This is a genomic window from Pseudoduganella buxea (assembly GCF_009720835.1).
Taxonomy (GTDB): Bacteria; Pseudomonadota; Gammaproteobacteria; order Burkholderiales; family Burkholderiaceae_D; genus Rugamonas; species Rugamonas buxea.
The window spans coordinates 42,752-67,975 of record NZ_WNKZ01000007.1 but is presented as its reverse complement, the minus strand read 5'-3'; the positions used below and the strand labels follow the sequence as shown (position 1 = coordinate 67,975).

The window sequence follows — 25,224 nt, the reverse complement described above, 5'->3', positions numbered from 1 at the left end:
TTATGCCGCGTTGCCGTGGGTGGCGCAGGCCTCGCGCCTGGAAGCGATCGGAATCACCTTGCGCTCCACGGCCGCGCCGTGCGGCACCTGGTCGGGCGTGCCGCCTTCCTCGAAGAAGAACTTCTCCTTGCCGAAGGCCGGCTTCAGGTGGTCGAGCCAGGTCGCCTCGGGATCGTACTTGGCGAAGAAGGGCTTGCGCACCCAGTCCGGATTGCGGGCCTGCAGGAACTGCAGGGCGAACAGCTTTTCGCCGTTGATGGTGACGACACCGTCGATGGCGACCTTGCCGGGGAAGGCGCTCATCGACGGGCCGCGCACCGTGCGCGCCAGGCCGGACACCATCTGGTAGGCCTGCTGGAAGATCTCGTGCGCGCGCGCCAGCGGCAGCTGGAAGTACTCGCGCGGGCCCGTGTCGCGTTCGACGAACATGTAGTAAGGGATGGCGCCCAGGCGCACGCCGGTGCGCCACAGTTCGGCCCAGCTGTGCGGGTCTTCGTTGATGTGGCGGATCAGGGGCCCCTGCATGCGCAGGGTGGCGCCTGTGCCGACGATGCGCTTGACGGCCTTCTGGGCGATCTCCTGGCGCAGCTCCACCGCGTGGTTGTAGTGGCCCATGATGGCCATGTTCTTGCCGGAGGCGACCACCTTCTCGAACAGGCGCAGCAGGTCGTCGGCATCGCGGTCGGTGACGAAGCGCTGTGGCCAATACGCCACCGACTTGGTGCCGATGCGGATGTTCTGGATATGCGCCAGCTCGGGCCCCAGCAGCGGCTCGATGAACTCGGCCAGGGAGCGGGTGTTCATGATCATCGGGTCGCCGCCCGTGATCAGCACGTCCGTTACTTCCTTGTGGTTTTTCAGGTACGACACCAGCTCCGTCGTCTCCTTGGCGTCGAACTTCATGTCGTCCATGCCGACGAATTGCGGCCAGCGGAAGCAGAAGGTGCAGTAGGCGTGGCAGGTCTGGCCGGAGCTGGGGAAGAACAGCACCGTCTCGTTGTATTTATGCTGCAGGCCACGCAGCGGCGTGTCGTTCACGCGCGGCACGTTGTGCGTCATCTGGCCGGCCGGATGGGGATTCATGCGCATGCGGATCTGGTGCACGTAGGCGGCGATGGCGGCATCGTCCTGCTTGACCATCACCAGGTCGCGCAAGGTGCGGTATTCGTCGATCGGCAGCATGTCGCGGTGCGGGAACACGAGGCGGTAGATGGGATCGTCCGGCACGTTGTTCCAGTCGATCAGCTGGTCCATCACGTATTCATTGGTCCGGAACGGCATCACGTGGGACACCACCTGCACGGCTTCCTGCAGGTCCGGGGGTAAGGACTGCCACTGGCGCGCCTGACGGATGCTCTGGCGCGTGAAGGGCTTGAACTTCTGGGGTGCGAACTCCGAGGTCATTGACTTTCTCCTGATGGGCGGGGCGGTGAGAACGTCAATGCTATCCACCGGGCAACGATTGGACGTTGCCATATATCAATATCCCGACAGAAATCAAATTCCACACAGAAATGACACGGTTTGCGCCAGCGCAAATCCGGACGGCCGGGCGCGACGTAAATTACTCCCGAGAACTTCATCTCGCCTTTCACCCCCACCCTTTCAAGGAACCCGTCATGAAACAATTGCTGATCGGCAGCCTGGCCTGCCTGGCCATGGCAAGCGCTTTTGCCGCCACCGAACCGACCGAAAAAGACGCCATCGCCATGGCCGAACGGGGCGCCGCCTTCATCAAGGCGCACGGCAAGGACGAAATGATGAAGAAGCTGGCCGCCAAGGATCCCGAGTTCGTCCAGGGCGAGCTGTATGTCGACATGCGCGACCTGAAGACGGGCATCGTGCTGGCCCATCCCATCAATCCTTCCATCGTCGGCAAGGACCTGACGGACGTGCCGGACCCCAGCGGCAAGAAGTACCGCCGCGAGATCATCGAGCTGGCCGCCAAGAGCGGCAAGGGCTGGGTCGACTACATGTACAAGAACCCCGTCAGCGGCAAGATCGAGCCGAAAACCACCTACATCCTGCGCGTCGGCGAAGTCGTGCTGGAAGCGGGCATCTATAAAAAATAATTGCGGGGCCCTGGCTGTCCGCGCGCACCGGCGACGCGGCAGTTCATCGGGCCCTGGCGGGGAGTCGTCATGCTGAACAAATTACGAATCGGTCCGAAACTGCTGCTGGCGCCCGGCGTCGTGCTGATCCTGCTGGTGACCATCACGGTCTGCGCCTGGTACGGCATGGTGCGCCAGAACGCGTCGATGGAAAACCTGGTGCAGGTGCGCGCGGCGCGACTGAAGGCCGTGGCCGACGTGTCGGGCGAAACGCGCCAGGCCCACGCCAATATCTACCAGCTGCTGGCCTGGACCAACGGCAGCTTCGCCAAGAACCGGCTCGATGCGCTGACGGCCGAACTGAAAGGCCGGCACCAGGCCGTCGAGCAGGAGCTGGGCCGCCTGGGACGCCTGGCCGACGCCGAGGAGCGCAAGCTGGTCGATGCTTCGGCGGCGGCGCTGGCGGCCTACCGCAAGGGCGTGCTGGAAACCATCGAGATGGCGCAGATGGACGTGGCCATCGCCACCAATTCGATGCAGAAGGCGGAAAGCCAGTTCGTGTTGCTCGACGCGGCCCTGGTGCGCCTGGCCGCGCGTGAGAAGGCGCTGAGCGAAACGGCCTACGCCGAAGCCGGCGCGGACTTCCGCCAGCTGGGCATGACGATGACGGGCCTGTGTCTGCTGTCGGTGGTGCTGTCGCTGCTGGTGTCGATGCGGGTGCGCAGTGTTCTGCTGCGCGATATCCGCTCGATCGCCGACGTCGTGCGCAGCCTTGCCGAAGGCCGCCTGACGGGCGGCCGCGCCAACCACGGCAAGGACGAAATCGCCGAAACGGCGCGCGTGCTGGACCAGAGCATCGCCAACCTGGGCCAGACCCTGCGCACCATCCGCGGCGCCGTGCAGTCGATCGACACGGCCTCGCATGAAATCGCCAGCGGCAACCTGGACCTGTCGAACCGCACCGAGCGCCAGGCCGGCTCGCTGCAGGAAACGGCCAGCGCGATGGAGAGCCTGACGACGGCGGTGCGCCAGAACGCGGACAATGCGCGCGAAGCGTGCCGCCTGGCCGCCACCGCCACGACGATGGCGGAAAAAGGCGGCAACGCCGTGGCCCAGGCCGTGACGACGATGGAATCGATCCGCGCCAGCTCGCGCAAGATCGTCGAGATCATCGGCGTCATCGACAGCATCTCGTTCCAGACCAATATCCTGGCCCTGAACGCGGCCGTGGAAGCGGCCAGGGCCGGCGAACAGGGCCGCGGCTTCGCCGTCGTCGCATCCGAAGTGCGCACCCTGGCGCAACGCTCGGCCGCCGCCGCCAAGGAGATCAAGGAGCTGATCGCCACGTCGGTGACGACCATCGACAACGGCGCCGCCTCGGTCAGCCTGGCCGGCAGCAGCATGGGCGACATCGTCGGCTCGGTCCAACAGGTCAATCACATCATCGAACGCATCAGCGAGGCCAGCGCCGAACAGGCGCACGGCATTTCGGAAGTGAACGTGGCGGTGGGCCAGATCGACGACGTGACGCAGCAGAACGCGGCCCTGGTGGAGCAGGCGGCCGCCGCCGCCGAGAGCCTGCAAGAGCAGGCCATCAACCTGTCGCGTGCGGTGGACGTGTTCGAGTTCGACCAGGGAGCGAGCACGCCGGCGGCGCACCAGTATCCCGACGACGACGACGAGGACGACGACGACGACGAAGCCGAGGAAGAGGACAAGGACGACGGCATCGTCGAAGTGGAGCGGCGCGCCGCCGCCAGCCCGATGCGCGGCATCGCCATGGCGCGGCCGGCGCGGCCCCGGCGCCACGCCTGACCCGGGGGCGCCGCTCAGGCGGCCAGTGCGCGGAAGGGCCGGCTCAGGTGCTTCGAGCCGGCCAGCCCGAAGCGCCACGGCACGTCCATCGCCTTGGAGATGCCGATGCGGGGCCCGGCGACGATCTCGACTTCCTCCGTGCGCGGCAGCAGCTGGAAGGGCGGCGCCGCCAGCGACAGGCCGTTGTGCTCGCGCGTGACGGCCAGCGCCTGGCACACCTTGCCGGGGCCGGAGCACAGCTGCCACGCTTCCTCCACGCCGCGCCGGGCCCGCATCGTCTCCAGGCCCTGCACCGGCTCGATGGCGCGGATCAGCACCCCGGCGCCATGCTCGGCCTCGCGGCAGACGAAGTTCAGGCACCAGTGGATGCCGTAGGAGCGGTAGACGTAGGCGTGGGCGGCGGGGCCGAACATGGCCATATTGCGCAAGGTGGGGCCGGAAAACGCATGCGACGCGGGATCTTCCCGGTCGTACGCCTCCGTCTCGACAATGCGCCCGCCGACGCCATCGACCAGTACCGTGACCCCGATCAGCAGGCGGGCGACGTCCTGCGCGGGGGCTTCGAAATCGATTCCTGCAAGAACACTAGAGACGCGAGTAGACATGCGCCGATTGTAGCGCGGCCGCGTCCGGCGGCGCGCGCGGCAAGCCCGGCAGCCTTGGCAAGCTGACAAATAGGGCTGTCTTTTCGCCATCGAAAGGGCGCAGATAGGCTGTTTTAGACACAGAAATCGAAGATTTTCCTGACGCCGGATGGTATTGCCGCAACGAAACAGGCGATAATGGCGCCATTGCAGTCCCTATCAAACCATCATGACGACAGCCCACGCTCCCGCCAAGGATTCCTCCGTCGAGGATGCCCTGCTGCGCTCGATCCGCATTCCGCCCCGTCCCAGCCTGCTGGTCGATTTGCAGCGGGAACTGGCGGAGGACGACCCGTCGCCGCGCCGCATCGCGCGCATCATCGGCAACGACGTCGGCATGTCCGGGGCGCTATTGAAACTGGCGAACTCGCCCTACTTCGGCGCCGCCCGCAAGGCCAAGTCGGTCGAGCAGGCCATCAATTTCCTCGGTATTAACCAGTGCGCGGCCCTGATGACGGGGCTGCTGGCACGCCAGGCCATCGACGGCAAGGACGGCTCGCTGAACCAGTTCTGGGACACGTCGGCCCGCCGCGCCCAGGCGCTGGTGTTCATTTCACGCCGCCTGCGCATCGCCCCACCGGACATCTCGCACACCTTCGGCCTGTTCTGCGACATCGGCGTGCCGCTGCTGATGGACCGCTTCACGGACTATGCCGACACCCTGGCCATCGCGGCCGAAGACGGCGAACGTGGCTTCACCGCCATCGAGGATGCGCGCCACGCCACCAACCACGCCGCCATCGGCTGCCTGCTGGCACGCAACTGGGGCCTGTCGCCGGACGTGTCGTGGGCCATCCTGCATCACCACGACTACGCCGTGCTGGACGACGAAGCCACCGACGACGCCATCCGCTCGCTGGTGGCCGCCTCGGTGCTGGCCGAACGGGGCATCCAGCGCTACCACGGCAACGGCGCGTCGCTGGAATGGGAAAAAGGCGGCGAGCCGGCCTGCCGCCACCTGGGCCTGGAAGCCGACGAGGCCGAGGACCTGCTCGACGAACTGCACGAGACCTTCCATATCGAGCATCACTGATCGGCCCTGCCCGATCGGTTAGAATCGGCGCCACTCCAATTTGCGCCGGTTCCATCATGCCCAAGAATAAACGCCCCGCCCCCCGCAAGTCCGCCCCGCCCGCCGAGGAAAAGGAAGAAGTGCTGATCGCCGCCCTGTGCGGCCTGGCGCTGGACCTGGCCGAGCAGGAAGAAGCCGAGTCCGAGGCGGACGAGCTGGCGCGCAAGAACGCCGACTTCGGCCGCACCGTGCGGCGCTACCTGGCCCAGGGCAAGGACGACATCCTGTACGGCGCCATCGACCTGGCCAGTCACGAGGATGTCGGCGCCTGGCAGCTGCTGCGTGCGGCTGTCGAGGAAGCGGCCGCCAGCGTCCAGCTGCGCCGCGACAACGCACCGGTGCAGGAAATCGACGCCTTTGCCATTCCCCTGTTCGTGCACAGCAAGGGCGGGCTGGTGGAAGCAGAAGGCTTCCAGGACGAGGAGGCCTACGAGGCGCTGCTGGCAAGTTTTCGCACGGGCGGGCTGGAAAGCGAACGGGCCAAGATCGTGCTGGTACGCCACGCCTACGATGCCGAAGAAGCGGCCCGCATCACCTACAGCCAGTTGAACGCGATGGCGCGCGAGGCGGCCGCCGCGCTGACGGAAAAAAAGGTCAGCGAGGCGCCCGCCCTGCTGCGCAGCATCGCCGGCTGGCAGCCGTCCGGCTTCGGCCCGGGCGACGAGGCGGTGGAGCTGCGCTTCCTGGTGGGCTTTGCCCTGAAGCGCGCCGACGACCCGTTCTACCGGGTGCCGGAGGGCGAAGCGGCAGCCGATGCCTATTTTGCCGCGCGCATGGAACGCTACCGCCAGTGGACCGAGGACGCCGCGCCGCTGGTGGCGCGCTGCCTCGCCACGGGCGAGCGGGCCGCTTCGTTGCAGCTGAACTTCCTCTACCAGGACCTGTTCTTCGGTGCCCGCCAGCAGGGCATGGCGGAGCGCGCCATGCTGGCGCTGATGGCCGTCCTGAACGAAGCGCTGGCGGCCCACGCAGGGCCCGCGACGGCCGTGATCGCACCTGCCGATGCCGGCGGCGACATGGTGCTGCGGGTGCAGCTGATGGCCGGCGACACGCTGCTGGCCAGCGGCGAGCGGCCGTTCGACCTGGGCAGCGACCTGCAACTGGAAGTGGACGACGTGCGCGACGCCCTGGCTACCCTTGGCATCGACGACGTGCTGGTGGCCGAGCGGTTCGACGCCGGCGGGCGGCCTGTCAACCCGCAGCGCCCCGACTAAGCGGCGGCCGTTTCCCGGATTATTCCGTTTCTTTGGCGCCTTTTTGACAGCCGCGGCGGGCCGGAGGATACTGGCCGGACGCTGGGGAGACGATCATGAAACGGCTGTCGATACTGTTCATTGTCCTGATGTTGAGCGCCTGCGCCGGCGTGCGCACGGCGGCGCTGCCGCCGGGACTGTTCGACGACAGCCGCTTCCAGCCGCCCAGGCACGTGCTGGCGGCCGAAGCGATCCACGCGCTGTCGCCGGAAATGAAGGCCTATGCCCGCACCGTGCGGCAGAACAAGGGCGGCAAGGAAGCGCGCCTGGCGCTGGTCGACGCCCTCTACTACCGCGACAAGCTGCAGCTGGAATACGATTCGGCCGTCACGCGCACGGCCGCCGAGGCCTTCGCCGCGCGCCATGGCAATTGCCTGTCGCTGGTGATCATGACGGCGGCGCTGGCCGAGGAACTGGGCGTGCCGGTGCTCTACCAGAGCGTGCCGTCGGAGGCGGCCTGGACCCGCAGCGGCAGCCTGTATTTCAATGTCGGCCATGTCAACCTGCTGCTGGGGCGCCCGCCCAGCGGCACTCGCCCCCTGTACGATCCGGACGCCTATTCGCTGGTGGACTTCCTGCCGCCCAGCGAGGCCGCCTTGCTGCGCGCCGAGCGCATCGACAAGGCCACCGTCACGGCCATGTTCATGAACAACCGCGCTGCGGAAAGCCTGGCGCGGGGCGACGTCGACGACGCCTACTGGTGGGCCAAGGGCGCCATCGCCAGCGCACCGGCCCTGCTGCCGGCGTATAACACGCTGGCCATCGTGCACCAGCGCCGCGGCAATGGCGCGCTGGCCGAAGCGGCCCTGCGCCACGCGCTCGGCTTCGATCCCGACAATACGATGATGCTGTCCAACCTGGCCTACCTACTGGAGCAGTCCGGCCGCCCCGGGGAAGCGCAGGCCGTCAAGGCGCGGCTGGCGGCGCTGCAGCCCCATCCGCCCTTCCACTTCTTCGAACTGGGCCGCAAGGCCATGGCCGCGGGCGATGCCGCCGGCGCGCGCCGCCTGTTCGAACGCGAGCTGCGGCGCGACCCGGACTACCACGAGTTCCACTTCTGGCTGGCGCTGGCGGCGGCGCAACTGGGCGACCGGCCGGCAACGGACCATCACCTGGCCAAGGCGGTGGCCGGCAGCACGACGCGCGCCGACCGCGACATCTATGCCGCCAAGCTGGCACGGCTGCGCGGGCATGAGGACAAGGTGCTGCGGCGCTGAAGCCACGGAACTTCGCTTAATCTATCCTTCGATCTCGGCTACACTGGCGAGCCCATGTATTCACTGACCGAAGGAAACCATGCCCCGTCACTTCTCCCTCCTGGCCCTGTCGCTGGCGCTGGCATTCGGCGCGGCCCACGCGCACGGCCTGGAGTCGCATGCCGCCACCACCGAGGCGGCGGACGCCAAGGAACCCAAGCGCAGCCTGCGCGAGCACTACACCAAATATGAATACCGCATTCCGATGCGCGACGGCACGCGGCTGTTCACCGTCGTCTACGTGCCCAAGGATACGGGCAGGAGCTATCCCTTCCTGATGCAGCGCACGCCGTACAGCGCCGGCGTCGAAGGCGACGACGACCAGCTGCACTATGGCGTGGACTTCATGCCCGAGACGATCGGCCCGTCCCGCGAGTTCGAGGACAGCGGCTATATCTTCGTCGAGCAGGACGTGCGGGGCCGCTATATGTCCGAAGGCAAATGGCAGGAGATGACACCGCATGCGAAGACGGCGCGCCTGGCCGGCGAAGGCAACGAGAGCCAGGACATGCACGACACCGTCGAGTGGCTGCTCAAGCATGTGCCGAACAATAACGGCAAGGTCGGCATCCACGGCATCAGCTACCCCGGCTTCTACACGTCGGCCAGCATCATCGACTCGCACCCGGCCATCAAGGCCGCTTCGCCGCAGGCACCCGTGACGGACCTGTACATGGGCGACGATTCCTACCACGGCGGCGCCTTCATGCTGGCGGCGAACTTCGGCTTCTATTCGGCCTTCACGGAGGAACCCAATCCGACGCCGCTGCCGAAGACGTGGGCCCAGTTCGACTACGGCGTGGCCGACGGCTACGACTACTTCCTGCAGCGCCTGACACTGTCGAACATCCTGTCGAGCCTCACGGAAAAGCAGCGCGTGCTGCTGCAGCCCACCATCGAGCACACCACCTACGACGGGTTCTGGAAGAGCCGCAGTATCGCGCCGCACCTGAAGAACATCAAGGCGGCCGTGCTGACGGTGGGCGGCTGGTTCGATGCGGAAGATGCGCAGGGACCGTTTACCACCTACAGCGCCATCAAGCGCAACAACCCGGGCACCTTCAGCGGCCTGGTGATGGGCCCGTGGGTGCACGGCGGCTGGGCGCGCAACGACGGCAAGAGCCTGGGCCGGGTGCAGTTCGATTCGAAGACGGGCGAGTACTACCGCAAGAACATCCAGTTCCCCTTCTTCGAGCAGCACCTGAAAGGCGTCAAGCCGGCGCGCGCCATCGCCGAGGTGACCGCCTTCGAGACGGGCAGCAATGTGTGGCGCCAGTACACGGCGTGGCCGCCGCAGCAGGCCAAGCCCCGCGTGCTGTACTTCGGCGCCAGTGGCGGCCTGGGTTGGCAGAAGCCCGCCACCCAGCCCGAATCGGGCCCCGGCTACGACGAATACGTCAGCGATCCGAAAAAGCCGGTACCGTATATCGGCTACCCGGCCACGAATGTGCCGCGCGAGTACATGGTGTCGGACCAGCGCTTCGCATCGACCCGGCCGGACGTGCTGGTGTACCAGACCGAACCCCTGGAAGAGGACGTGACGATTGCCGGCCCCGTGCGGCCCAAGCTGTTCGTGTCGACCACCGGCACGGACGCGGACTGGGTGGTCAAGCTGATCGACGTGTACCCGAACGAGTATCCGGCCGACGCCAAGCGCGAACGCAGCAAGGACGTGCCGCCGCCGGCGCCTTCGATGGCGGGCTACCAGCAGCTGGTGCGGGGCAATCCCCTGCGCGGCAAGTTCCGCAACAGCTTCGAGAAGCCCGAGCCGTTCACCCCCGGCAAGGTGGAGGCGGTGAATTACCACCTGGGTGACGTCAACCATACGTTCCGGCGCGGCCACCGCATCATGGTCCAGGTGCAGAGCACGTGGTTCCCGCTGGTCGACCTGAATCCGCAGACCTTCACGGACATCCCGAAGGCCAAGCCGGAGGACTTCAGGAAGGCGACACAGCGGGTGTACCACGCGCCGGCCACGGCGTCCGGCCTGGAGGTGCTGGTCCTGCCGTCGCCGTAACACCGGGACAGCGCGGCACGCGTGAACGCGTTTTGACAAGCCGCGGCAGCGGAGGGATACTGGGCCAGGAGGACTTGCGCCATGAAGTTTCCATCCCTGCCGCGTCACTGCAACCCCTGGTGGGTCCGGTCCTTGGCTCAGCCTTTGGCCCCGTCTCTGGCCCGGTCTTTCGCTTCATCCTTGGCCCGACTGCACGTCCTTTGCGCCGTGCTGCTGCTGTCGGCCTGCGCCAGCAGCCCGATAGTCTCCGCGCCGCCCGCCGGCGTGTTCGGCGACCGCCTGTTCCAGCCTTCCACCGTCCAGCTCTCCGAAGAGCAGATCTTCGCCCTGACGCCGGCCATGCGCGCCTACACGGCCGCCGTGCTGCACGAACGGCGCGGCAAGGAAATCCGACGCGCCCTGTTCGACGCCCTGTACCGCCGCGACCAGTTGCAGCTCGAATACGATTCGGCCATGACGCGCACGGCCGCCCAGGCCTTCGAGGCGCGGCAGGGCAACTGCCTGTCGCTCGTCATCATGACGGCCGCGCTGGCGCACGAACTGAACATCCCCGTCGTGTTCCAGAGCGTGCCCGTGGAAGACAGCTGGAGCCGCAGCGGCGACATCTACTTCAACAGCGGCCACGTCAACCTGAAGCTGGGCCGCATCCTGCGCGAAGGACCCGGCAGCTACGATCCCGAGCACTACACCGTCATCGATTTCCAGCCGCCGCCGGAAGGTCGGGCAAAGGAGGGCATCGCCATCGGCCGGCGCACCGTCGTCGCCATGTTCATGAACAACCGCGCCGCCGAGGCGCTGGCGCGCGGCCAGCTCGATGACGCCTACTGGTGGGCGCGCAACGCCGTGCTGGCCGATCCGAACCTGCTGTATGCCTACAACACCCTGGCTGTCGTCTACCGCCGCCACGGCGACCTGACCCACGCCGAAACCACGCTGCGCTACGCCCTGCAACGCGAGCCGCGCAATGCGATGGCCCTGTCGAACCTGGCCCAGGTGGTGGAAAACCTGGGCCGCCACGACGAAGCGGCGCAGCTGAAAGCACAACTGGCCCTGCTGCAGCCCGACCCGCCGTTCCGCTACTTCCAGCTGGGCCAGCAGGCCATGGCCGCGGGCGACTGGCGCCGCGCCCGCGCCATGTTCGAGCGCGAGCTGCGCCGCGACGGCACGTATCACGAGTTCCACTTCTGGCTGGCCGCCGCCCATTACCAGCTGGGCGACCTGCGCGCGGCCGAACGCCATATGCGCCTGGCCAAGGACGCCAGCACCACGCGGCGCGACCACGAACTCTACGCCGCCAAGCTCGACCGGCTGCGCGCCGCGGGCACCCCCACGCGCTCGCACTGACGCCGCCCCAGTCCGGTCGGTCCGCCGCAGCGGTCAGACCGCTGTGGCGGACCGACCGGTGTTCGGGCGACATTGCCCAAGGCCAGCCACTGCTGAGTTAACTACTTCACACCGGTGCAATTTTCATACATAAAAGCGCAATGCCATACGCGACGTGCGGCCGGGTTTGGGAGTAGACTCTGCTCATGAATACTTCGAAAAAAGTGGTGGTGACGGTCGGTGTGGCGAGCTTCCTGTGGGCCAGCCTGGTGTCGATGATCGCGGCCAGCCAGCGCAAGCTGCTGTTCAACCCGACCCTGATCCGCGAGGTGCAGAGTCCCCGCAGCGCCGGGCATCGCACGCGCGCCGTCGTGCTGCGCGCCAAGGACGGCACGCGCCTGGCCGGCTGGCTGATGACGCCGAACCTGCCCGGTCCGCACCCGGCTGTCGTGTACTTCGGCGGCCGTTCGGAAGAAGTGTCATGGGTGGCGCGCGATGCGGGCACCCTGTTCCCCGGCATGGCCGTGCTGGCGGTGAATTACCGGGGCTATGGCGACTCGCGCGGCGTGCCCGGCGAAGAACACATGATCGAGGACGGCTGCATGCTGTTCGACTGGCTCTGTGGCCGCAGCAATGTCGACAAGGCGCGCGTGGCCGTCGTCGGGCGCAGCCTCGGTTCCGGCGTGGCCGTGCAGGTGGCCAAGGAGCGGCCGGCCCATTCCGTCGTGCTGATCACGCCCTACGATTCCATCCTGGCGCTGGCGCAGCGCAAGTTCCGTGTCGTGCCCGTCAGCTTCGTACTGAAGCATCGCTTCGAGTCCGTCAAATACGCTTCACTGCTGAGCGCACCGACCTATATCGTGCGGGCGGCCAGCGACGATGTCGTGCCGCACTCGCACACGGATCTGCTGGTGGCGCAGATGACGCGCGTGCACCAGGACGAGATCATTCCCGATTCGGACCACATGAATATCCCCTACCTGCCCGCCACGCAGCAGAAGATCGCCCAGTTCCTGACGACACAGTTCGCCGTCACGCGACCATTGCCGGAGACGGCACCCAGCGCGGCCTAGAAAAAACGGTACGTTAACGACGAAAAGCCGCAGCGCGGTGAATACCGCGGCGGTTTTCGTGGTCCCGCTTGGATTTCCCAACGAGGGAAGCAGCTAACGGGGGCTGCAGAAGTGGATTGCCACTTCAATGCCGCATATCAGCGGCGGGGTACATCAGCGACGGCGCGCCTGATGGGTTGGCACTGGGCCGCGTTTCTCAATGTGACGGAACGTGATACGGCCCTTGTTCAGGTCGTACGGCGACAGTTCCAGGGTGACACGATCACCCGCCAGGATGCGGATGTGGTTCTTCTTCATTTTGCCCGACGTATATGCTACCAGTTTGTGGCCGTTATCGAGGTCGACGCGGAAACGCATCTCGGGCAGGATTTCGGTAACGAGGCCGTTCATTTCGATCAGTTCTTCTTTAGCCATATTTCCTTTCGTGGGTGGCGCGGAGCCTTTGCCGGACGCCGATTGGTGCCGGGTGCTACGGTGGTATACCAGATGGGGGAGATATCGTGAAAAAAAAGCCCGCTTACTGCGGGCTTCGTTTCAATGTGATGCCAATGCTTGAATCGCTGCGCTAGCCCATGCTATCTGCGTGGTGCCGGCGCTTCGGACGCCCATGCTATCTGCATGGTGCCTCCAACGTGTAATTCGACCAATGTCTGGTATGACAACCCTGAAGGTGGACCTCGCAGCGCGGCTTTACACACGCCTATCTGCGACACCTGCAGGTGCCGGCGGACCAATTAAACTCCACCGACAAACGAAGTATAGCATAGATGTGTTTGTGCGGTGCACAAATTCTGCGAAGCGTCGCAGAACTGTCTTATTTCGGGAAATCGATGTAGCGCAGCGGCACCGCGTCCGTCAGCCACACGCCGTTGTCGGACTGGTAGAACACGTGCCCGCCCGCGTGCATCTCCCCTGCGCGCACTGTCAATATCACCGGTACCCCATAGCGCGCGCCGACGGCCACCGCCGTGGCCTGTTCGGTCGACAGGTGAACGTGCTGGCGCGCCTGCGCCTTCAGGCCTCCCTGCCGGATCGACGTAATGAAGCGGCTGGCTGTGCCGTGGTACAGCAGGTCCGGCGGCGCAATGGGCGCCAGTGCCAGGTCGACCGATTTCAGTGAATGCCCCTGGCTGGCGCGGATCGACAGGCCGTCGTCACTGAACGCGAACCGCTGCTTTGCGTTGGCCGCCACGACCTCGCGCAGCAGTTCCGGCGACAGGTGCTTGCCATGCGCATTGGCCCGCGCCAGCAGCTCGGCCACACTGGCCCAGCCCTGAGCGTCCAGGGTCAGGCCGATGGTGTCCGGCGCATGGCGCAGGATCAGGGACAGGAATTTGCTGGTTTGTTCGTGTTTGTCTTTCATGGCGCGAGGGTAGCACGGGTGACTTGCCCCAGCCATCGGCTTCGGTTAGCCTTGCCGGATCGGGGCGCATCGACGACGCCCCTCAGTCTTGCGCCACGGAGATCCGATGCCACTGCCAGCCCTGCTCCTGATCGATATGCAAAACGGCATGGCCGATCCGGCCGCCGGGGACCGTAACAACCCGATGGCGGAAGACAATATGGCTGCACTGCTGGCGGCCTGGCGCGCGGCCGATGCGCCGGTCGTCCACGTGCGGCACATCTCGCGCACGCCCGGGTCGCCGTTCTGGCCCGGCCAGCCGGGCGTGGAGTTCCAGCCGCGCTTCGAACCGCTGACGCATGCCCACGTGGTGGAGAAGAACGTGCCGGACTGCTTCATCAACACGGGCCTGGAACGGTGGCTGCACGTGCGCGGCATCACGCGGCTCGTCATCGTTGGCGTCAGCACCAACAACTCGGTGGAGTCGAGCGCGCGCACGGCCGGCAACCTGGGCTTCGCCACGCAGGTGGTGGCCGACGCCACGTTCGCCTTCGCCCGGCGCGACTATGCCGGCAATGCCCGCAGCGCGGACGACGTGCACGCAATGGCGCTGTCCAACCTGGACGGCGAATATGCGCAGGTGCTGGACACCGCGGCCGTGCTGGCGCAGCTGGAAGAAGACCGCGCGAAGCTGAGCCGCTAGCGGCCGGCGGCCGCCTTGTCGAACAGCCGCAAGGCCAGCAGGCCATGGCCCACGGCGGCGCCGGCCCGCAGGGCGGCGGCGATAAAGGCCGTCTCGGCGATTTCTTCCCGCGTCGCCCCGGCCTTCACGGCGTTCTTCGCATGCGCGTCGATGCAGTAGGCGCACTGCGTCGTCAGCGCGACCGCGATCGACATCAGCTCGCGGTATTTGTCGGGAATCGCCCCGTCGGCCCGTTCCGTGGCCCCCTTCAGGCCGAGGAAGGCCTTCGCTTCGACGGGCGCGAGCTGGGCGAGGTCCCTGGCGAGCGACAGATCTTCCGGATGCTGGTAGCTGGGCATGTGCTCTCCCCCGTTCAAGGCTGCACGGCGGTATCGCCCGCGAGCAGGTATTCGCGCACCATCGCGCGGGCCCGGTGCAGCCGGCTCTTCGCCGCCTCCGGCGTGATGCCCAGGTGGGCGGCCAGGTCGCGGATCGTCATCTCCTGCACGTCGCGCAGCAGCACGATCTCCCGGTGCGCGGCCGGCAGGGACTCCAGCGCCCGCACCAGGTCCACGCGCAGATCGTCGACCGGCATCCTGGCGAAGCGCGCCGAGTCCTCGATGCCGCGCAGGTCGTCCACGCCCCGGATGAACATCAGCGCCGGCAGCATGCACAGCCGCGTGACGATGCGCGCCAGCCAGCCGCCCAGCGACGCAGCCGCCTGCACGGTGCCGATGCGGCGGTACAGTATGATCAGCGCTTCCTGCACGACGTCGTCCACGGCGGAAGAGCGCTTGCACTGGTACATGGCGTAGCGCCGGATATCGGGCCGCAACTGGGCCAGGAGCTGCGCCAGCGCGGCAGGATCGCCCGCCTGCGCGCTGGCAAACGCTTGTTCCCCGATTCGCAGGCTCATTTGCCCACCCCTTTGCGCACTCCACGGCCCGCCAGCGCGCAGGCGGGGCAGTAGCCGAACACGCCGCTGGCGACGCCAACCGCGCCGATGCCGGCCAGGACCAGGCCCGGCAAGGTCGCCTGGAAGTACATCAGGGCGCCCACCAGCAGCAGGCAGCCGCCCACGATACGCACGGCGCTGTGCCGGCCCGACAGGTTTCTGTTCTTGAACATGTGATCTCCTCGGTGGCAAGCGTACGGCTTTATTGCCGGGCTTGCCAAGCTAGGAGGGGCGGGATGGCGAAAAGGATTCGCGGAAGTGAAAATTTTGTTTTCAGGTGCGGCATATCCCCCATGCCCCTGCGCATATGTCAACTTGCGCCAACCCTGCTACGCTGGCGTAATGGACAAACTCGCGCTTTCCGCCCAGGCCGCCATGCCTGGCGCCGGCATCATCTCCCCCGCCGAATGGCAAACCCGCGTCGACCTGGCCGCGTGCTACCAGCTGTGCGCGCTGTACGGCTGGGACGACGGCATCTACACCCACATCTCCGCCGCCGTTCCCGGCGAAGCGGGCCATTACCTGATCAATCCCTTCGGCATGCGCTTCGACGAAGTGCGGGCCCATAACCTCGTCAAGGTCGATGGCGACGGCGCCGTGATCGGGCCGACCCAATACACCGTGAACCAGTCCGGCTTTCGCCTGCACGCCGCCGTGCACAAGGCGCGGCCGGAGGCGGCCTGCGTCATGCACCTGCATAACGTCGCCGGCATCGCCGTCGGCATGCAGGAAGGGGGACTGTTGCCGCTGTCGCCGTATGCACTGCGTTTCTACGGCGAACTGGCGTATCACGACTACGAAGGCATCGCCATGATGCCAGACGAGCAGGCGCGCCTGGTGCGGGACCTGGGCGCGCATTACGCCATGCTGCTGCGCAATCACGGCAGCCTGACCGTGGGCCGCACCATCCCGGAAGCGTTCGTGCTGATGGAAACCCTGGACCGCGCCTGCGAAGTGCAGCTGCGCGCACAGGCCGCCGGCGTGCCGCTGCGCCAGCCGCGCGACGATATGTGCCAGCACGTGCACGGGCAACTGGTGGGCGACGGCTCACCCGAAGGCGCGCCGGAATGGCCTTCGCTGCTGCGGCGTCTGGATGCCGCCCGTCCCCAACACCGTACCTGAACCTCACAAAAGGAAGCCCCATGCCGACCATTAACGTTCAACTGTTCGAAGGCCGTACCCTGGAAGAAAAACGCGCCTTCGTGCAGGCCGTCACGGAAGCCACCGTCAAGACCCTGGGCGCCACGCCAGGTTCCGTCGATATCCTGATCCATGAGATCAAGCGCGAGCACTGGGCCACGGGCGGCAAGCTGTGGTCGGACGAGTAGCGCAGCGATTCACGGCGCCGCGTCGCCCGTCAGCCGGCGCCAGACCGCCAGTTTCTCCTCGAACCCCATGCTCGCATGCGCCGGCGACGACGAAGGCAGCACCACCGTACGATAACCATGCGCGGCGAACTGGGGTGCGAACTTGCCCGACGTCTGGCCGTTGAAGCCCACCGTTTCCAGCTTCGGGCACAGCTGCCGCAGTCGCGCGAAATCGTTGGCGGCGGGATTGCGGATGGCCGAATCGAGGCTGCCTTCGCGCTCGCACGCTTTCAACACGTCCCACAGGCCGACGCCGTGCGCCAGCAGGCGCGGCAAGCGCTCCGGGTACGGCAGCGTCGCCAGGTCCTCGCCGACCAGACTGGAGACGAGACGCCAGAACAGGTTGCGGGGATGGGCGTAATACTGCTGCGCCGCCAGCGACGCGGCGCCCGGGAAACTGCCCAGTATCAGGATGCGGGTATCGGCGTCGATCACGGGCGCCAGGCCCGCCAGAAGCGTTGGGGACGAGGGGGACATGCGGCGATTGTAGCGGCAAACGTTCGGTGTAGAATCAGACGACCGTGCCGAAAAACAAGGGAGACCGCCAATGACCGCAACGCGCACCATCGATGAACTGCTGGCGCAATACAGCGACAGCCACCGCAATCACACGAACGAGCTGATTCACTTCGTCTGCGTCCCGCTCATCGTGTTTTCGCTGCTGGGATTGTTGTGGTGGATACATCCCGCGGTGGCGGTCGCGGTGGCCGGTGCCAGCCTGTATTACTACTGGAAGCTGTCGCGCCCGTTTGCTTTCGGCATGCTGGTGATGGCGCTGCTGATGCTGTCGATCCTGGCGGCGTTGCCGCCGGTAACGGTGCTGCCGCTGAGTATCGCCATTTTCGTGCTGGCGTGGATCGGCCAGTTCATCGGCCATATCATCGAAGGCAAGAAGCCGTCGTTTCTCGACGACCTGCGCTTCCTGCTGATCGGCCCCGTGTTCGTGCTCAGTTTCCTGTACCGGCGCCTGAACCTTGCTTATTGAAGCCTTACAGTGGCATCTTGAAGACAAGCCAGCCGGCCGGCATGGCCTGCTCGGAGCAGACCACCAGGGTGAACATCAGCACGGTGACATAACCGAGCAGCGAGGCGACTTTCCATTGCAGGCATTTGTTCACGGCAGGCTCCTTTGACGCGCTTAGTCTTTGCATAATACTTTTTCTAATTTGCAAATATTCCACTGGCTGCGCTGTCGTTGAGAGACGTCAACGGCCCTGTGCCCGCATACAACAGCAAGTATCCGTAGAGTAATTTCAGCGGAAAGCACGTATACTTTGCCGATGCCCAGCCCCCTTCTCTTCGTTGTCGCCTGCCTCATCTGGGGCTCCACCTTCTGGGCCATCACCTTGCAGCTGGGCGACGTGCCGCCGGCCGTGTCGGTGGTCTACCGCTTCGCGCTGGCGTCCGCCGTGCTGTTTGTCTGGTGCAAGCTGCGGGGCGACAAGCTGATGCTGTCTTGGCGGGCACAGCGCTGGACCATCGTGCAAGGCTGCGCCACGTTCGGCCTCAGCTATATCTGCACCTATTCCGCCGAGCAGTACCTGGTGTCCGCGCTGGTGGCCGTGCTGTTCGCGCTGATGGTGTTCTGGAATCCCCTTATCAGCAGAGTCATCCTGGGCACGCCGCTGGGCTGGCGCACGTGGGCGGCCGGCAGCGTGGCCGTGTCCGGCGTCATCCTGCTGTTCTACCAGTCGATCGGCGGCGCCCTGCGCGACATCATGGCCGGCGGCGAAGGCCATTTCCTGCTGGGATTGATCCTGGCGCTGGTGGCGACGATTGCCAGCTCCGTCGGCAACGTGCTGGTCGTCAAGGTACGCCAGCAGGCACCGAACGTGCTGCTGACGATGGCGTGGGGCATGTTGTGGGGCACCTTGCTGGTGGCCTTGTGGGCACTGGCAACGGGCGAGCGCTTCGTCGCGCCGCCGACGCCGCGCTACTGGGCCGGCCTCATCTACCTGTCGCTGTTCGGCTCCGTCATCGCCTTTGCCTGCTTCTTCACCCTGATCGACCGCATCGGCTCGGACAAGGCCGTGTATATCGGCGTCGTCACGCCCGTCATTTCCGTGCTGCTGTCGATTCGCCTGGAAGATTTCCGCCCCGGCATCCTCGAATGCGTGGGCATGCTGCTGTGCCTGGGCAGCGTGGCCTGGGCCCTGAAAGCGCCTTCGCGCCGCGCCGCCCCGGCGGCCGAACGGGAGCCTGCACCAGCTGTTTCCATCCTGTTAAAGAAAGCCTCATGAGCCTGAATATCCGCCCGGCCCGCCCGGAAGACGTCGTCGCCATCTTTGCCATGATCCGCGAGCTGGCCGTGTTCGAGAAACTGGAACACATGGTCGTGGCCGACGAAGCCATGCTGCACGACGCCCTGTTCGGCGTGCGCCCGCCCTGCGAAGCCATCGTCGGCGAGGAAGCGGGCGAAGTCGTCACCTTCGCCCTGTTCTTCCATAATTTCTCCACCTTCCTGTGCAAGAAGGGCCTGTACCTGGAAGACTTGTATGTGCGGCAAAGCCGCCGCGGCAAGGGCTACGGCAAGCTGATGCTGAAAGCCCTGGCGGCCCTGGCCGTCGAGCGCCAGTGCGGGCGCTTCGAATGGTCGGTGCTGGACTGGAATGCCAATGCCATCAGCTTCTACGAAAAGATGGGCGCGGCCGTGCTGCCGGACTGGCGCATCTGCCGCGTGACGGGCGAGGCGCTCACCGCACTGGCCCGGGCCGAATAAAAAAATCCCACGCCGTGCGATGCGCGGCGTGGGTGGCAAACCCAGTGTCATTTGGGAGGGGAGATGAATCAACGCTTTCAATATAGTCGCCGTCACCAATCCTGCCTGCCAGCTTTACAAATGCTTACCACGCCTTAGGATTGGCTTACAGCGATCAGGCCATCCCTTGACGCGACACATAACGGCGCTCCAGCAGTTCGAATAATCCCTGCGTGACGAGGGCCAGTACGGCGGCCGGCAAGGCGCCGGCCAGCATCATATTGTTGTCGTTCAGGGCCAGGCCCGTCGTGATGCGCTCGCCGTAGCCGCCCGCGCCGATAAAGGCCGCGATCGTCGCCGTGCCCACGCTCATCACCGCCGCCGTCTTCACGCCCGCCAGGATCACCGGCAGCGCCAGCGGCAACTCCACATGCGACAGCCGCTGCCAGCGGTTCAGTCCCAGCGCCAGCGCCGCCTGCCGCAGCCCGCGCGGCACGCCCGCCAGGCCCGTGCACGTATTGCGCACGATGGGCAGCAGCGCGTAGACGAACAGCGCCACCAGCGCCGGCACGATGCCGATGCGGCCCAGCAGCGGAATCAGGATCGCCAGCAGGGCCAGCGAAGGAATCGTCTGCAGCATGCCGGCCAGGCCCAGCACGCCCTGGCGCAGCCGCGCGCGGTAGGCGGCAACGATGCCCAGCGGAATACCGGCCAGGCAGGCCAGCAGCACCGACATGCCTACAAGCAGCACGTGCTGGCCCGTCAGGCGCGCCAGGTCGGGGCCGAACAGGACGGAGGACAGGCCTGGCGGGGATCGTTTGGATGAGGCCGTGTCCTTGTCGGGGTCTGACCCGAGGGTGGACACGGACTCGGCAGCGGGATGGGCGGCAAGCCAGCGCTCCGCGATCTGGTTGAACGGTTGGCCTTGCAGCTCGGCCGCGCCGTTCATGGCGATCATGTCGTTGGCCGTGATGCGGCCTTCCAGCTTTTGCAGCGCGGCCCAGGCAGCGGGGAAGCGCCGGGCCGCGTCCAGCCGGTACAGGAGCACGGCGTCGTAGCGGGGAAAATAATTCTTGTCGTCTTCCAGTACGGTGAGCTTGTAACGGGCGATCTTGGCGTCGGTGGAGTAGATGTCGATGACGTCCACCTGGCGCTGCGCCAGCGCCTCGTAGGCAATGCCGTGATCCAGTCCGCGCGGTTGTTGCAGCAAGCCATAGCGCTCGCGCAGGCCCGGCCAGCCGTCGGCGCGGCCGATGAATTCATGCGACAGGCCGAAGCGCAGGTCGCCCTGCCCCGCCAGGTCGGACAGCGTGCGCAGGCCCGTGTCGCCCCGTACGGCCAGCGCGTAGGTATTGTTGAAGCCCAGCGGCACGGCGATGCCCAGGCCCAGCGGCGCCAGCTCCTCGCGCATTTGCGCCAGCGACGACGGCCGCTCGTGCTTCAGGATTTCCTGGTCGATGGTGCCGACATATTCGGGATAGACGTCGATACTGCCGTTCTTCAGGGCGGCCAGCACGATGGCCGTGTTGCCCAGGCCCTGGCGGTGCTCCGTTTTCGCGTGCGGCGCGGCCGCCTGCGTCACCACCTCGGCCAGGATGTACGACTCCGTGAAACGCTTCGAGCCCACCCGCAGCACGTCGTCGGCCGATGCCGGCAGCACGAGGCAAAACAATATCCAACCCAGCAGCGCCCGCACTAGGCAGCCGCCTTCACCGCCGGTTCGCGCCACACGCCGCCATTGACGACGGCGGCGCAGGGATTGAAGCCGATGGCATAACTGAGGTCGGCCGGGCGGGCGATGCGCCACAGGGCGAAGTCGGCCCGCTTGCCCACTTCCAGGGTGCCGATGTCGTCGGCCAGGCCCAGCGCGCGGGCGCCGTGAACCGTGCAGCCGGCCAGCGCTTCCTGCGGCGTCAGGCGCCACAAGGTGCAGGCCATGTTCATCGCCAGCAGCAGCGAAGTCATTGGCGACGTGCCGGGGTTGTTGTCCGTGGCGACCGCCATCGGCACGCCGGCCGCGCGCAAGGCGGCGACGGGCGGCGGCGTGGTATCGCGCAGGAAGTAATAAGCGCCGGGCAGCAGCACGGCCACGGTGCCGCTCGCGGCCATCGCGGCAATGCCCGCCTCGCTCAAGTGCTCCAGGTGATCGGCCGACAGGCCGTGGCAGCGCGCCACCAGCTGCGCGCCCTGCTGGTCCGACAGCTGCTCGGCGTGCAGCTTGACGGGCAGGCCGTAGGCGCGCGCCGCGTCGAACACGCGCGCCGTCTGTTCATTGGTGAAGCCGATCCGTTCGCAAAAGGCGTCGACGGCATCGACCAGGCCTTCGTCCACCAGCGCGGGAATCATGGCGCAGACGGCATCGACATAGCCGTCCCCATTGCCGGCAAATTCCGGCGGCAGCGCATGGGCGCCCAGGAAGGTCGTCGCCACCCGCACCGGCAGCGCTTCGCCGACGCGGCGCGCCACGCGCAGCATTTTCGCTTCGGACGCCAGGTCCAGGCCGTAGCCGGACTTGATCTCGATGGTCGTCACGCCCTCGGCCAGCAGGCTGGCAATGCGTGGCAGGCTTTGGCGCAGCAGTTCGTCTTCGCTGGCGGCGCGGGTGGCGCGCACGGTGGACATGATGCCGCCGCCGGCGCGGGAGATGTCCTCGTAGGTGGCGCCGTTCAGCCGGGCCTCGAATTCGTCGCTGCGGTTGCCGGCATGGACAATGTGGGTGTGGCAGTCGACGAGGCCCGGCGTGAGCCAGCAGCCGGCGCCGTCGCGTTCTTCCAGCGCGGTGCCGGCAGCGGCCGTGTCGGCGCGGGGGCCCAGCCAGGCGATGCGGCCGGCGCGTACGGCGATGGCGCCGTCAGGCAGTTCGCCGTAGGCGCCTGCCGTCATCCGCGCCAGGTGTACGTTGGTGATCAACAGGTCCCATTGCTGCATGCGCTAGTCGTCCTCCTCGTTGGGCATGATATCGACGATGAACACGGTGGCGCGGGGCGCTTCGAGCGTCCACACTTCCTCGCGGTCCAGTACCACGGCATCATAGCGCACCAGGACCATCCGCTCACGGCTGCTGTAGACGGTCAGGCTCTCGCCTTCGGCCAGGAACAGCACCGTCAGCGCGCTGCGCCGCTCCAGCGTGGAGAAGTCGCGCACCACGCGCCGCTCCAGCTGGTGGGTGCAGCGCTCGCGCCGCGTCATCACGTTGAAGTCCGTCGTGGGCACGCCGTCGACGGTGGCGTTGACGGCCACCTCGCCAGGGAAGGCCACCACGGGCTCGCGCTCGGACAGTGCCACCTTGCGCTCGTTGCCCACGTCCAGCACGACGTTACCGCCGTCCACCAGGGTCAGGGTGCGATCGATGCCGGGGAAGACGGAAAACGGTCCGCTCTGGGCGATCGTCGCCAGGCTGATGCGCCAGTCGAAATCGTTCAGGGTGGCACCGGGCGGCGACGCCAGGATCTCCGTGGTACAGCCCCCGCCATTCTTCCAGGGCGTGGGGTTCAGGCTTGCATACTGAATCAGCGTCGTCATGATCGCAACTCGCGCAGTTCGGCCAGCGTCTGTCGGAAGCGCGCGGCGATGGCCTGTTGCGCCACGTGCTCCTGGCCACGCACGATCCACTGTCCGCCGGCCAAAACGTCCTTTACCAGATTGTCGTTGCCGCTGAAGATAAGGCCGTTCAGCACATCCGGTGCCGCCAGCCCGAACAGGTTCGGGTGGCTGTCGTCCAGCACGAGCGCATCGGCCATGTGGCCAAGCGCGAGTGCGCCGACGGGACGGCCTGCGGCTTGCGCACCGCCTGCCAGCGCGGCCTGCCACAAGTGGCTGCCCACGCGCCGCTCGCTGGGCGAGACGGCGATATTGCGCTGCTGATGCAGCAGGCGCTGGCCGTATTCCAGCCAGCGCAGTTCTTCCACGGGGCTTTGCGACACATGACTGTCGCTGCCCACGCCGAGCCGGCCGCCCTGGGCCAGGTAGGGCGCCAGCGGGAACAGGCCGTCGCCCAGGTTGGCCTCGGTGGTGGGGCACAGCCCCGCCACGGCGCCGCTGCGGGCCAGCAGGCCCACTTCCTGCTCGTCCAGGTGCGTCGCGTGCACCAGGCACCAGCGCGCATCGACCGGCAGATTATCGAACAGATACTGCACCGGGCGGCGCCCGCCATGGTCCAGGCACTGCCGTACCTCGGCCTGCTGCTCGGCGATATGGATATGCACCGGGCGTCCGGCCGGCAGCGCCGCCAGCACCGTGTCGACCTGCGCCACGGACGCGGCCCGGAGCGAATGCGGCGCCACGCCCACTTCGACCATGGGCCCGCGCAGCGGTTCCAGCGCGTCGACGATGGCCAGCACATCGGCCGCATCGGTGCGAAAGCGGGCCTGCTCGGGCTTTAACGGGGCGTCGCCGAAGCCGGCGTAACGGTAGAGCACGGGCAGCATCGTGATGCCGATGCCGGCCAGTTTCGCCGCCCCGATCACCCGCTTCGCCGTCTCGGCCATATCGGGGTATAACGCGCCATCGGGCTGGCGGTGCACATAATGGAACTCGCAAATCGACGTATAGCCGTGCCGCAGGCACTCGGCGAACAGCTGGGCCGCGATGGCCTCGATCTGCTGCGGCGTGATCTGGCGGGCGAAACGGTACATCAGGTCGCGCCACGTCCAGAAGCTGTCCGGCCCCGCCCCCGCCACTTCCGTCATGCCGGACAGGGCGCGCTGGAAGCTGTGCGAATGCAGGTTGACCATGCCGGGAATGACCAGTTGCGCCTGCTCGACGCCGGCCGGCACGGAGGCATCCGGCGTCACTGCCGTCAGGCGTCCCGCCCCGTCCCAGCGCAGCAGCACATCGTTGCGCCAGCCTTCGGGCAGCAGCGCGTGCCGGCAGAACAGCGCGCTCACGGCCGGGCCCAGCCGGCGGCCGCCTGCAGCATGTCCCGCAGTACGGGCTGCACCTGTGCGGCCAGGTCGGGCCGGTAGTCGAACGGGAAGCTTTCATTCATATAGGTGGACTGGCACATCTCCAGCTGGATGGCGTGCACGCCGCCGGCCGGATTGCCGTAACGGCGCGTGATATGGCCGCCCTTGAAGCGGCCGTTGACGGCCACCGTGAAGCGCTCTCCCGCCCGCGCCAGGTTCGTCACCAGTTCCGTCAGCGTGCCATCGCAGCTGGCGCCGTCGGCCGTGCCGAAGTTCAGGTCCGGCAGCTTGCCTTCGAAGAAGCGCGGCACGACGGATGCGATCGAATGGGCTTCCCACAGCACGACCCGGCCGTGCCGGGCCAGCAGCCGGCTCAGCTCCGTGCGCAGGCAGTCGTGGTACGGCTGCCAGTAGGCCGCCAGGCGGCGCTGGACTTCCGCCGCATCGGGAGCGCGCCCCGGCTGGTACAGCGGCTCGCGCGCGAAGGTATCGACGGGGCACAAGCCGGTCGTGTCCTGGCCCGGATACAGGTTGGTGTTCTCGGGCGGGCGGTTCAGGTCGATGACGTAACGCGACCAGCGCGCCGCCAGGGTCGAGGCGCCCAGTTCCTGCGCGAAGCCGTACAGCTGCTCCAGGTGCCAGTCCGTGTCGGCGCGAGCCTGCGCGCACGGCGCCATGCCGGCGGCGATATCGTCCGGAATATCGGTGCCCACGTGGGGCATCGACACCAGCAGCGGCGCGCTGCCTGCGTTGAAACGGTAATCCATCGCCC

At 66.7% G+C, this 25,224-nt stretch carries 28 protein-coding genes; 14 read left to right on the top strand and 14 right to left on the bottom strand.

Features of this window, described 5'->3' with window-relative positions:
- Entirely contained in the window at positions 1–1,404 is a 1,404-nt protein-coding gene (locus GM672_RS04460; RefSeq protein ID WP_155469327.1) for a KamA family radical SAM protein, read from the bottom strand.
- 215 nt (positions 1,405–1,619) lie between these two features.
- Here GM672_RS04460 and GM672_RS04455 point away from each other — a divergent pair, with 215 nt between their 5' ends.
- Positions 1,620–2,072 (top strand): cache domain-containing protein, encoded by a 453-nt coding sequence (locus GM672_RS04455; protein ID WP_155469326.1) that lies wholly within the window; start codon positions 1,620–1,622, stop codon positions 2,070–2,072.
- A gap of 69 nt (positions 2,073–2,141) precedes the next feature.
- Entirely contained in the window at positions 2,142–3,866 is a 1,725-nt protein-coding gene (locus GM672_RS04450) for a methyl-accepting chemotaxis protein (protein WP_155469325.1), read from the top strand.
- Between the two features lie 14 nt (positions 3,867–3,880).
- Here the strand turns inward: GM672_RS04450 and GM672_RS04445 are convergent, their stop codons facing one another.
- The gene (locus GM672_RS04445) at positions 3,881–4,471 is read right to left on the bottom strand and encodes a DNA-3-methyladenine glycosylase (protein WP_155469324.1); all 591 of its coding nucleotides are present in this window, start codon (positions 4,469–4,471) and stop codon (positions 3,881–3,883) included.
- A 208-nt stretch (positions 4,472–4,679) separates the two neighbouring features.
- Between GM672_RS04445 and GM672_RS04440 the strand changes: the two genes are divergently transcribed.
- The 6 genes from GM672_RS04440 to GM672_RS04415 all read left to right on the top strand — a co-directional run bounded on the left by GM672_RS04440 (position 4,680) and on the right by GM672_RS04415 (position 12,504).
- Positions 4,680–5,543, top strand: a complete 864-nt coding sequence (locus GM672_RS04440) for an HDOD domain-containing protein (RefSeq protein WP_155469323.1) — start codon at positions 4,680–4,682, stop codon at positions 5,541–5,543.
- 56 nt (positions 5,544–5,599) lie between these two features.
- Positions 5,600–6,796, top strand: a complete 1,197-nt coding sequence (locus tag GM672_RS04435) for a hypothetical protein (RefSeq protein WP_155469322.1) — start codon at positions 5,600–5,602, stop codon at positions 6,794–6,796.
- A gap of 95 nt (positions 6,797–6,891) precedes the next feature.
- Positions 6,892–8,052 (top strand): tetratricopeptide repeat protein, encoded by a 1,161-nt coding sequence (locus tag GM672_RS04430; protein WP_155469321.1) that lies wholly within the window; start codon positions 6,892–6,894, stop codon positions 8,050–8,052.
- A gap of 79 nt (positions 8,053–8,131) precedes the next feature.
- On the top strand, positions 8,132–10,108 hold the full coding sequence (locus GM672_RS04425; protein WP_155469320.1) for a CocE/NonD family hydrolase: 1,977 nt from the start codon (positions 8,132–8,134) through the stop codon (positions 10,106–10,108).
- A gap of 180 nt (positions 10,109–10,288) precedes the next feature.
- Positions 10,289–11,452, top strand: coding sequence for a tetratricopeptide repeat protein (locus GM672_RS04420; RefSeq protein ID WP_170299929.1), 1,164 nt, complete (start codon positions 10,289–10,291; stop codon positions 11,450–11,452).
- 185 nt (positions 11,453–11,637) lie between these two features.
- Positions 11,638–12,504 carry an alpha/beta hydrolase gene (locus tag GM672_RS04415; RefSeq protein WP_155469318.1) on the top strand — a complete coding sequence of 289 codons (867 nt, stop codon included), beginning with the start codon at positions 11,638–11,640 and terminating at the stop codon, positions 12,502–12,504.
- A gap of 153 nt (positions 12,505–12,657) precedes the next feature.
- On the opposite strand, the gene infA is transcribed toward GM672_RS04415, so the two are convergent.
- Positions 12,658–12,918, bottom strand: coding sequence for a translation initiation factor IF-1 (gene infA, locus GM672_RS04410; protein ID WP_155469317.1), 261 nt, complete (start codon positions 12,916–12,918; stop codon positions 12,658–12,660).
- A 400-nt stretch (positions 12,919–13,318) separates the two neighbouring features.
- Positions 13,319–13,867 (bottom strand): RNA 2'-phosphotransferase, encoded by a 549-nt coding sequence (locus tag GM672_RS04405; RefSeq protein WP_155469316.1) that lies wholly within the window; start codon positions 13,865–13,867, stop codon positions 13,319–13,321.
- Between the two features lie 106 nt (positions 13,868–13,973).
- On the opposite strand from GM672_RS04405, the gene GM672_RS04400 reads away from it, so the two are divergent.
- The gene (locus GM672_RS04400) at positions 13,974–14,549 is read left to right on the top strand and encodes a cysteine hydrolase family protein (protein WP_155469315.1); all 576 of its coding nucleotides are present in this window, start codon (positions 13,974–13,976) and stop codon (positions 14,547–14,549) included.
- Here GM672_RS04400 and GM672_RS04395 read toward each other — a convergent pair.
- Genes GM672_RS04395 through GM672_RS04385 form a run of 3 tightly spaced genes read right to left on the bottom strand, consistent with a single transcriptional unit; the run spans position 14,546 to position 15,656 of the window.
- Positions 14,546–14,887: a carboxymuconolactone decarboxylase family protein gene (locus tag GM672_RS04395; protein ID WP_155469314.1), complete on the bottom strand. Its 342-nt coding sequence runs from the start codon at positions 14,885–14,887 to the stop codon at positions 14,546–14,548. The genes GM672_RS04400 and GM672_RS04395 overlap by 4 nt on opposite strands.
- A 14-nt stretch (positions 14,888–14,901) precedes the next feature.
- The gene (locus tag GM672_RS04390) at positions 14,902–15,444 is read right to left on the bottom strand and encodes an RNA polymerase sigma factor (RefSeq protein ID WP_155469313.1); all 543 of its coding nucleotides are present in this window, start codon (positions 15,442–15,444) and stop codon (positions 14,902–14,904) included.
- Positions 15,441–15,656, bottom strand: a complete 216-nt coding sequence (locus GM672_RS04385; RefSeq protein WP_155469312.1) for a YgaP family membrane protein — start codon at positions 15,654–15,656, stop codon at positions 15,441–15,443. Before GM672_RS04385 ends, GM672_RS04390 begins: the two co-directional genes overlap by 4 nt.
- Positions 15,657–15,825: 169 nt before the next feature.
- On the opposite strand from GM672_RS04385, the gene GM672_RS04380 reads away from it, so the two are divergent.
- Both GM672_RS04380 and GM672_RS04375 read left to right on the top strand, forming a co-directional pair.
- Complete coding sequence (locus GM672_RS04380) at positions 15,826–16,605, top strand: class II aldolase/adducin family protein (RefSeq protein ID WP_155469311.1); 780 nt, start codon at positions 15,826–15,828, stop codon at positions 16,603–16,605.
- 20 nt (positions 16,606–16,625) lie between these two features.
- Positions 16,626–16,811 (top strand): 4-oxalocrotonate tautomerase, encoded by a 186-nt coding sequence (locus tag GM672_RS04375; protein WP_155469310.1) that lies wholly within the window; start codon positions 16,626–16,628, stop codon positions 16,809–16,811.
- Between the two features lie 9 nt (positions 16,812–16,820).
- On the opposite strand, the gene GM672_RS04370 is transcribed toward GM672_RS04375, so the two are convergent.
- Complete coding sequence (locus GM672_RS04370) at positions 16,821–17,327, bottom strand: DNA-deoxyinosine glycosylase (RefSeq protein ID WP_155469309.1); 507 nt, start codon at positions 17,325–17,327, stop codon at positions 16,821–16,823.
- Positions 17,328–17,397: 70 nt separating this feature from the next.
- On the opposite strand from GM672_RS04370, the gene GM672_RS04365 reads away from it, so the two are divergent.
- A complete protein-coding gene (locus GM672_RS04365) occupies positions 17,398–17,835 on the top strand; it encodes an Mpo1 family 2-hydroxy fatty acid dioxygenase (protein ID WP_155469308.1) in 438 nt (145 codons plus the stop codon).
- A 4-nt stretch (positions 17,836–17,839) separates the two neighbouring features.
- On the opposite strand, the gene GM672_RS29525 is transcribed toward GM672_RS04365, so the two are convergent.
- Positions 17,840–17,968: a hypothetical protein gene (locus tag GM672_RS29525; RefSeq protein ID WP_260098635.1), complete on the bottom strand. Its 129-nt coding sequence runs from the start codon at positions 17,966–17,968 to the stop codon at positions 17,840–17,842.
- 162 nt (positions 17,969–18,130) lie between these two features.
- Between GM672_RS29525 and GM672_RS04360 the strand changes: the two genes are divergently transcribed.
- Both GM672_RS04360 and GM672_RS04355 read left to right on the top strand, forming a co-directional pair.
- Positions 18,131–19,090, top strand: coding sequence for a DMT family transporter (locus tag GM672_RS04360; protein WP_155469307.1), 960 nt, complete (start codon positions 18,131–18,133; stop codon positions 19,088–19,090).
- Entirely contained in the window at positions 19,087–19,569 is a 483-nt protein-coding gene (locus tag GM672_RS04355; RefSeq protein WP_155469306.1) for a GNAT family N-acetyltransferase, read from the top strand. The genes GM672_RS04360 and GM672_RS04355 overlap by 4 nt, the downstream gene beginning before the upstream one ends.
- Positions 19,570–19,723: 154 nt before the next feature.
- Here GM672_RS04355 and GM672_RS04350 read toward each other — a convergent pair whose 3' ends face one another.
- From GM672_RS04350 to hutG, 5 genes are read right to left on the bottom strand one after another with little or no spacing between them, the layout of a single operon-like run.
- The gene (locus tag GM672_RS04350) at positions 19,724–21,232 is read right to left on the bottom strand and encodes an ABC transporter permease/substrate-binding protein (protein WP_155469373.1); all 1,509 of its coding nucleotides are present in this window, start codon (positions 21,230–21,232) and stop codon (positions 19,724–19,726) included.
- 11 nt (positions 21,233–21,243) lie between these two features.
- Positions 21,244–22,476, bottom strand: coding sequence for an imidazolonepropionase (gene hutI / locus GM672_RS04345; RefSeq protein ID WP_155469305.1), 1,233 nt, complete (start codon positions 22,474–22,476; stop codon positions 21,244–21,246).
- A 3-nt stretch (positions 22,477–22,479) separates the two neighbouring features.
- Positions 22,480–23,070 (bottom strand): HutD/Ves family protein, encoded by a 591-nt coding sequence (locus GM672_RS04340; protein WP_155469304.1) that lies wholly within the window; start codon positions 23,068–23,070, stop codon positions 22,480–22,482.
- Positions 23,067–24,434, bottom strand: a complete 1,368-nt coding sequence (locus tag GM672_RS04335; protein WP_170299927.1) for a formimidoylglutamate deiminase — start codon at positions 24,432–24,434, stop codon at positions 23,067–23,069. The genes GM672_RS04340 and GM672_RS04335 overlap by 4 nt, the downstream gene beginning before the upstream one ends.
- Positions 24,431–25,219, bottom strand: coding sequence for an N-formylglutamate deformylase (hutG, locus tag GM672_RS04330; RefSeq protein WP_155469302.1), 789 nt, complete (start codon positions 25,217–25,219; stop codon positions 24,431–24,433). The genes GM672_RS04335 and hutG overlap by 4 nt, the downstream gene beginning before the upstream one ends.
- Between the last annotated feature and the right edge of the window lie 5 nt (positions 25,220–25,224).

What these genes read in the sequence shown, in the direction of transcription:
- GM672_RS04460 (WP_155469327.1), bottom strand. Translation starts at nt 1,404, where the DNA reads ATGACCTCGGAGTTCGCACCCCAGAAGTTCAAGCCCTTCACGCGCCAG.
- GM672_RS04455 (WP_155469326.1), top strand. Translation starts at nt 1,620, where the DNA reads ATGAAACAATTGCTGATCGGCAGCCTGGCCTGCCTGGCCATGGCAAGC.
- GM672_RS04450 (WP_155469325.1), top strand. Translation starts at nt 2,142, where the DNA reads ATGCTGAACAAATTACGAATCGGTCCGAAACTGCTGCTGGCGCCCGGC.
- GM672_RS04445 (WP_155469324.1), bottom strand. Translation starts at nt 4,471, where the DNA reads ATGTCTACTCGCGTCTCTAGTGTTCTTGCAGGAATCGATTTCGAAGCC.
- GM672_RS04440 (WP_155469323.1), top strand. Translation starts at nt 4,680, where the DNA reads ATGACGACAGCCCACGCTCCCGCCAAGGATTCCTCCGTCGAGGATGCC.
- GM672_RS04435 (WP_155469322.1), top strand. Translation starts at nt 5,600, where the DNA reads ATGCCCAAGAATAAACGCCCCGCCCCCCGCAAGTCCGCCCCGCCCGCC.
- GM672_RS04430 (WP_155469321.1), top strand. Translation starts at nt 6,892, where the DNA reads ATGAAACGGCTGTCGATACTGTTCATTGTCCTGATGTTGAGCGCCTGC.
- GM672_RS04425 (WP_155469320.1), top strand. Translation starts at nt 8,132, where the DNA reads ATGCCCCGTCACTTCTCCCTCCTGGCCCTGTCGCTGGCGCTGGCATTC.
- GM672_RS04415 (WP_155469318.1), top strand. Translation starts at nt 11,638, where the DNA reads ATGAATACTTCGAAAAAAGTGGTGGTGACGGTCGGTGTGGCGAGCTTC.
- infA (WP_155469317.1), bottom strand. Translation starts at nt 12,918, where the DNA reads ATGGCTAAAGAAGAACTGATCGAAATGAACGGCCTCGTTACCGAAATC.
- GM672_RS04405 (WP_155469316.1), bottom strand. Translation starts at nt 13,867, where the DNA reads ATGAAAGACAAACACGAACAAACCAGCAAATTCCTGTCCCTGATCCTG.
- GM672_RS04400 (WP_155469315.1), top strand. Translation starts at nt 13,974, where the DNA reads ATGCCACTGCCAGCCCTGCTCCTGATCGATATGCAAAACGGCATGGCC.
- GM672_RS04395 (WP_155469314.1), bottom strand. Translation starts at nt 14,887, where the DNA reads ATGCCCAGCTACCAGCATCCGGAAGATCTGTCGCTCGCCAGGGACCTC.
- GM672_RS04390 (WP_155469313.1), bottom strand. Translation starts at nt 15,444, where the DNA reads ATGAGCCTGCGAATCGGGGAACAAGCGTTTGCCAGCGCGCAGGCGGGC.
- GM672_RS04385 (WP_155469312.1), bottom strand. Translation starts at nt 15,656, where the DNA reads ATGTTCAAGAACAGAAACCTGTCGGGCCGGCACAGCGCCGTGCGTATC.
- GM672_RS04380 (WP_155469311.1), top strand. Translation starts at nt 15,826, where the DNA reads ATGGACAAACTCGCGCTTTCCGCCCAGGCCGCCATGCCTGGCGCCGGC.
- GM672_RS04375 (WP_155469310.1), top strand. Translation starts at nt 16,626, where the DNA reads ATGCCGACCATTAACGTTCAACTGTTCGAAGGCCGTACCCTGGAAGAA.
- GM672_RS04370 (WP_155469309.1), bottom strand. Translation starts at nt 17,327, where the DNA reads ATGTCCCCCTCGTCCCCAACGCTTCTGGCGGGCCTGGCGCCCGTGATC.
- GM672_RS04365 (WP_155469308.1), top strand. Translation starts at nt 17,398, where the DNA reads ATGACCGCAACGCGCACCATCGATGAACTGCTGGCGCAATACAGCGAC.
- GM672_RS04360 (WP_155469307.1), top strand. Translation starts at nt 18,131, where the DNA reads ATGCCCAGCCCCCTTCTCTTCGTTGTCGCCTGCCTCATCTGGGGCTCC.
- GM672_RS04355 (WP_155469306.1), top strand. Translation starts at nt 19,087, where the DNA reads ATGAGCCTGAATATCCGCCCGGCCCGCCCGGAAGACGTCGTCGCCATC.
- hutI (WP_155469305.1), bottom strand. Translation starts at nt 22,476, where the DNA reads ATGCAGCAATGGGACCTGTTGATCACCAACGTACACCTGGCGCGGATG.
- GM672_RS04340 (WP_155469304.1), bottom strand. Translation starts at nt 23,070, where the DNA reads ATGACGACGCTGATTCAGTATGCAAGCCTGAACCCCACGCCCTGGAAG.
- hutG (WP_155469302.1), bottom strand. Translation starts at nt 25,219, where the DNA reads ATGGATTACCGTTTCAACGCAGGCAGCGCGCCGCTGCTGGTGTCGATG.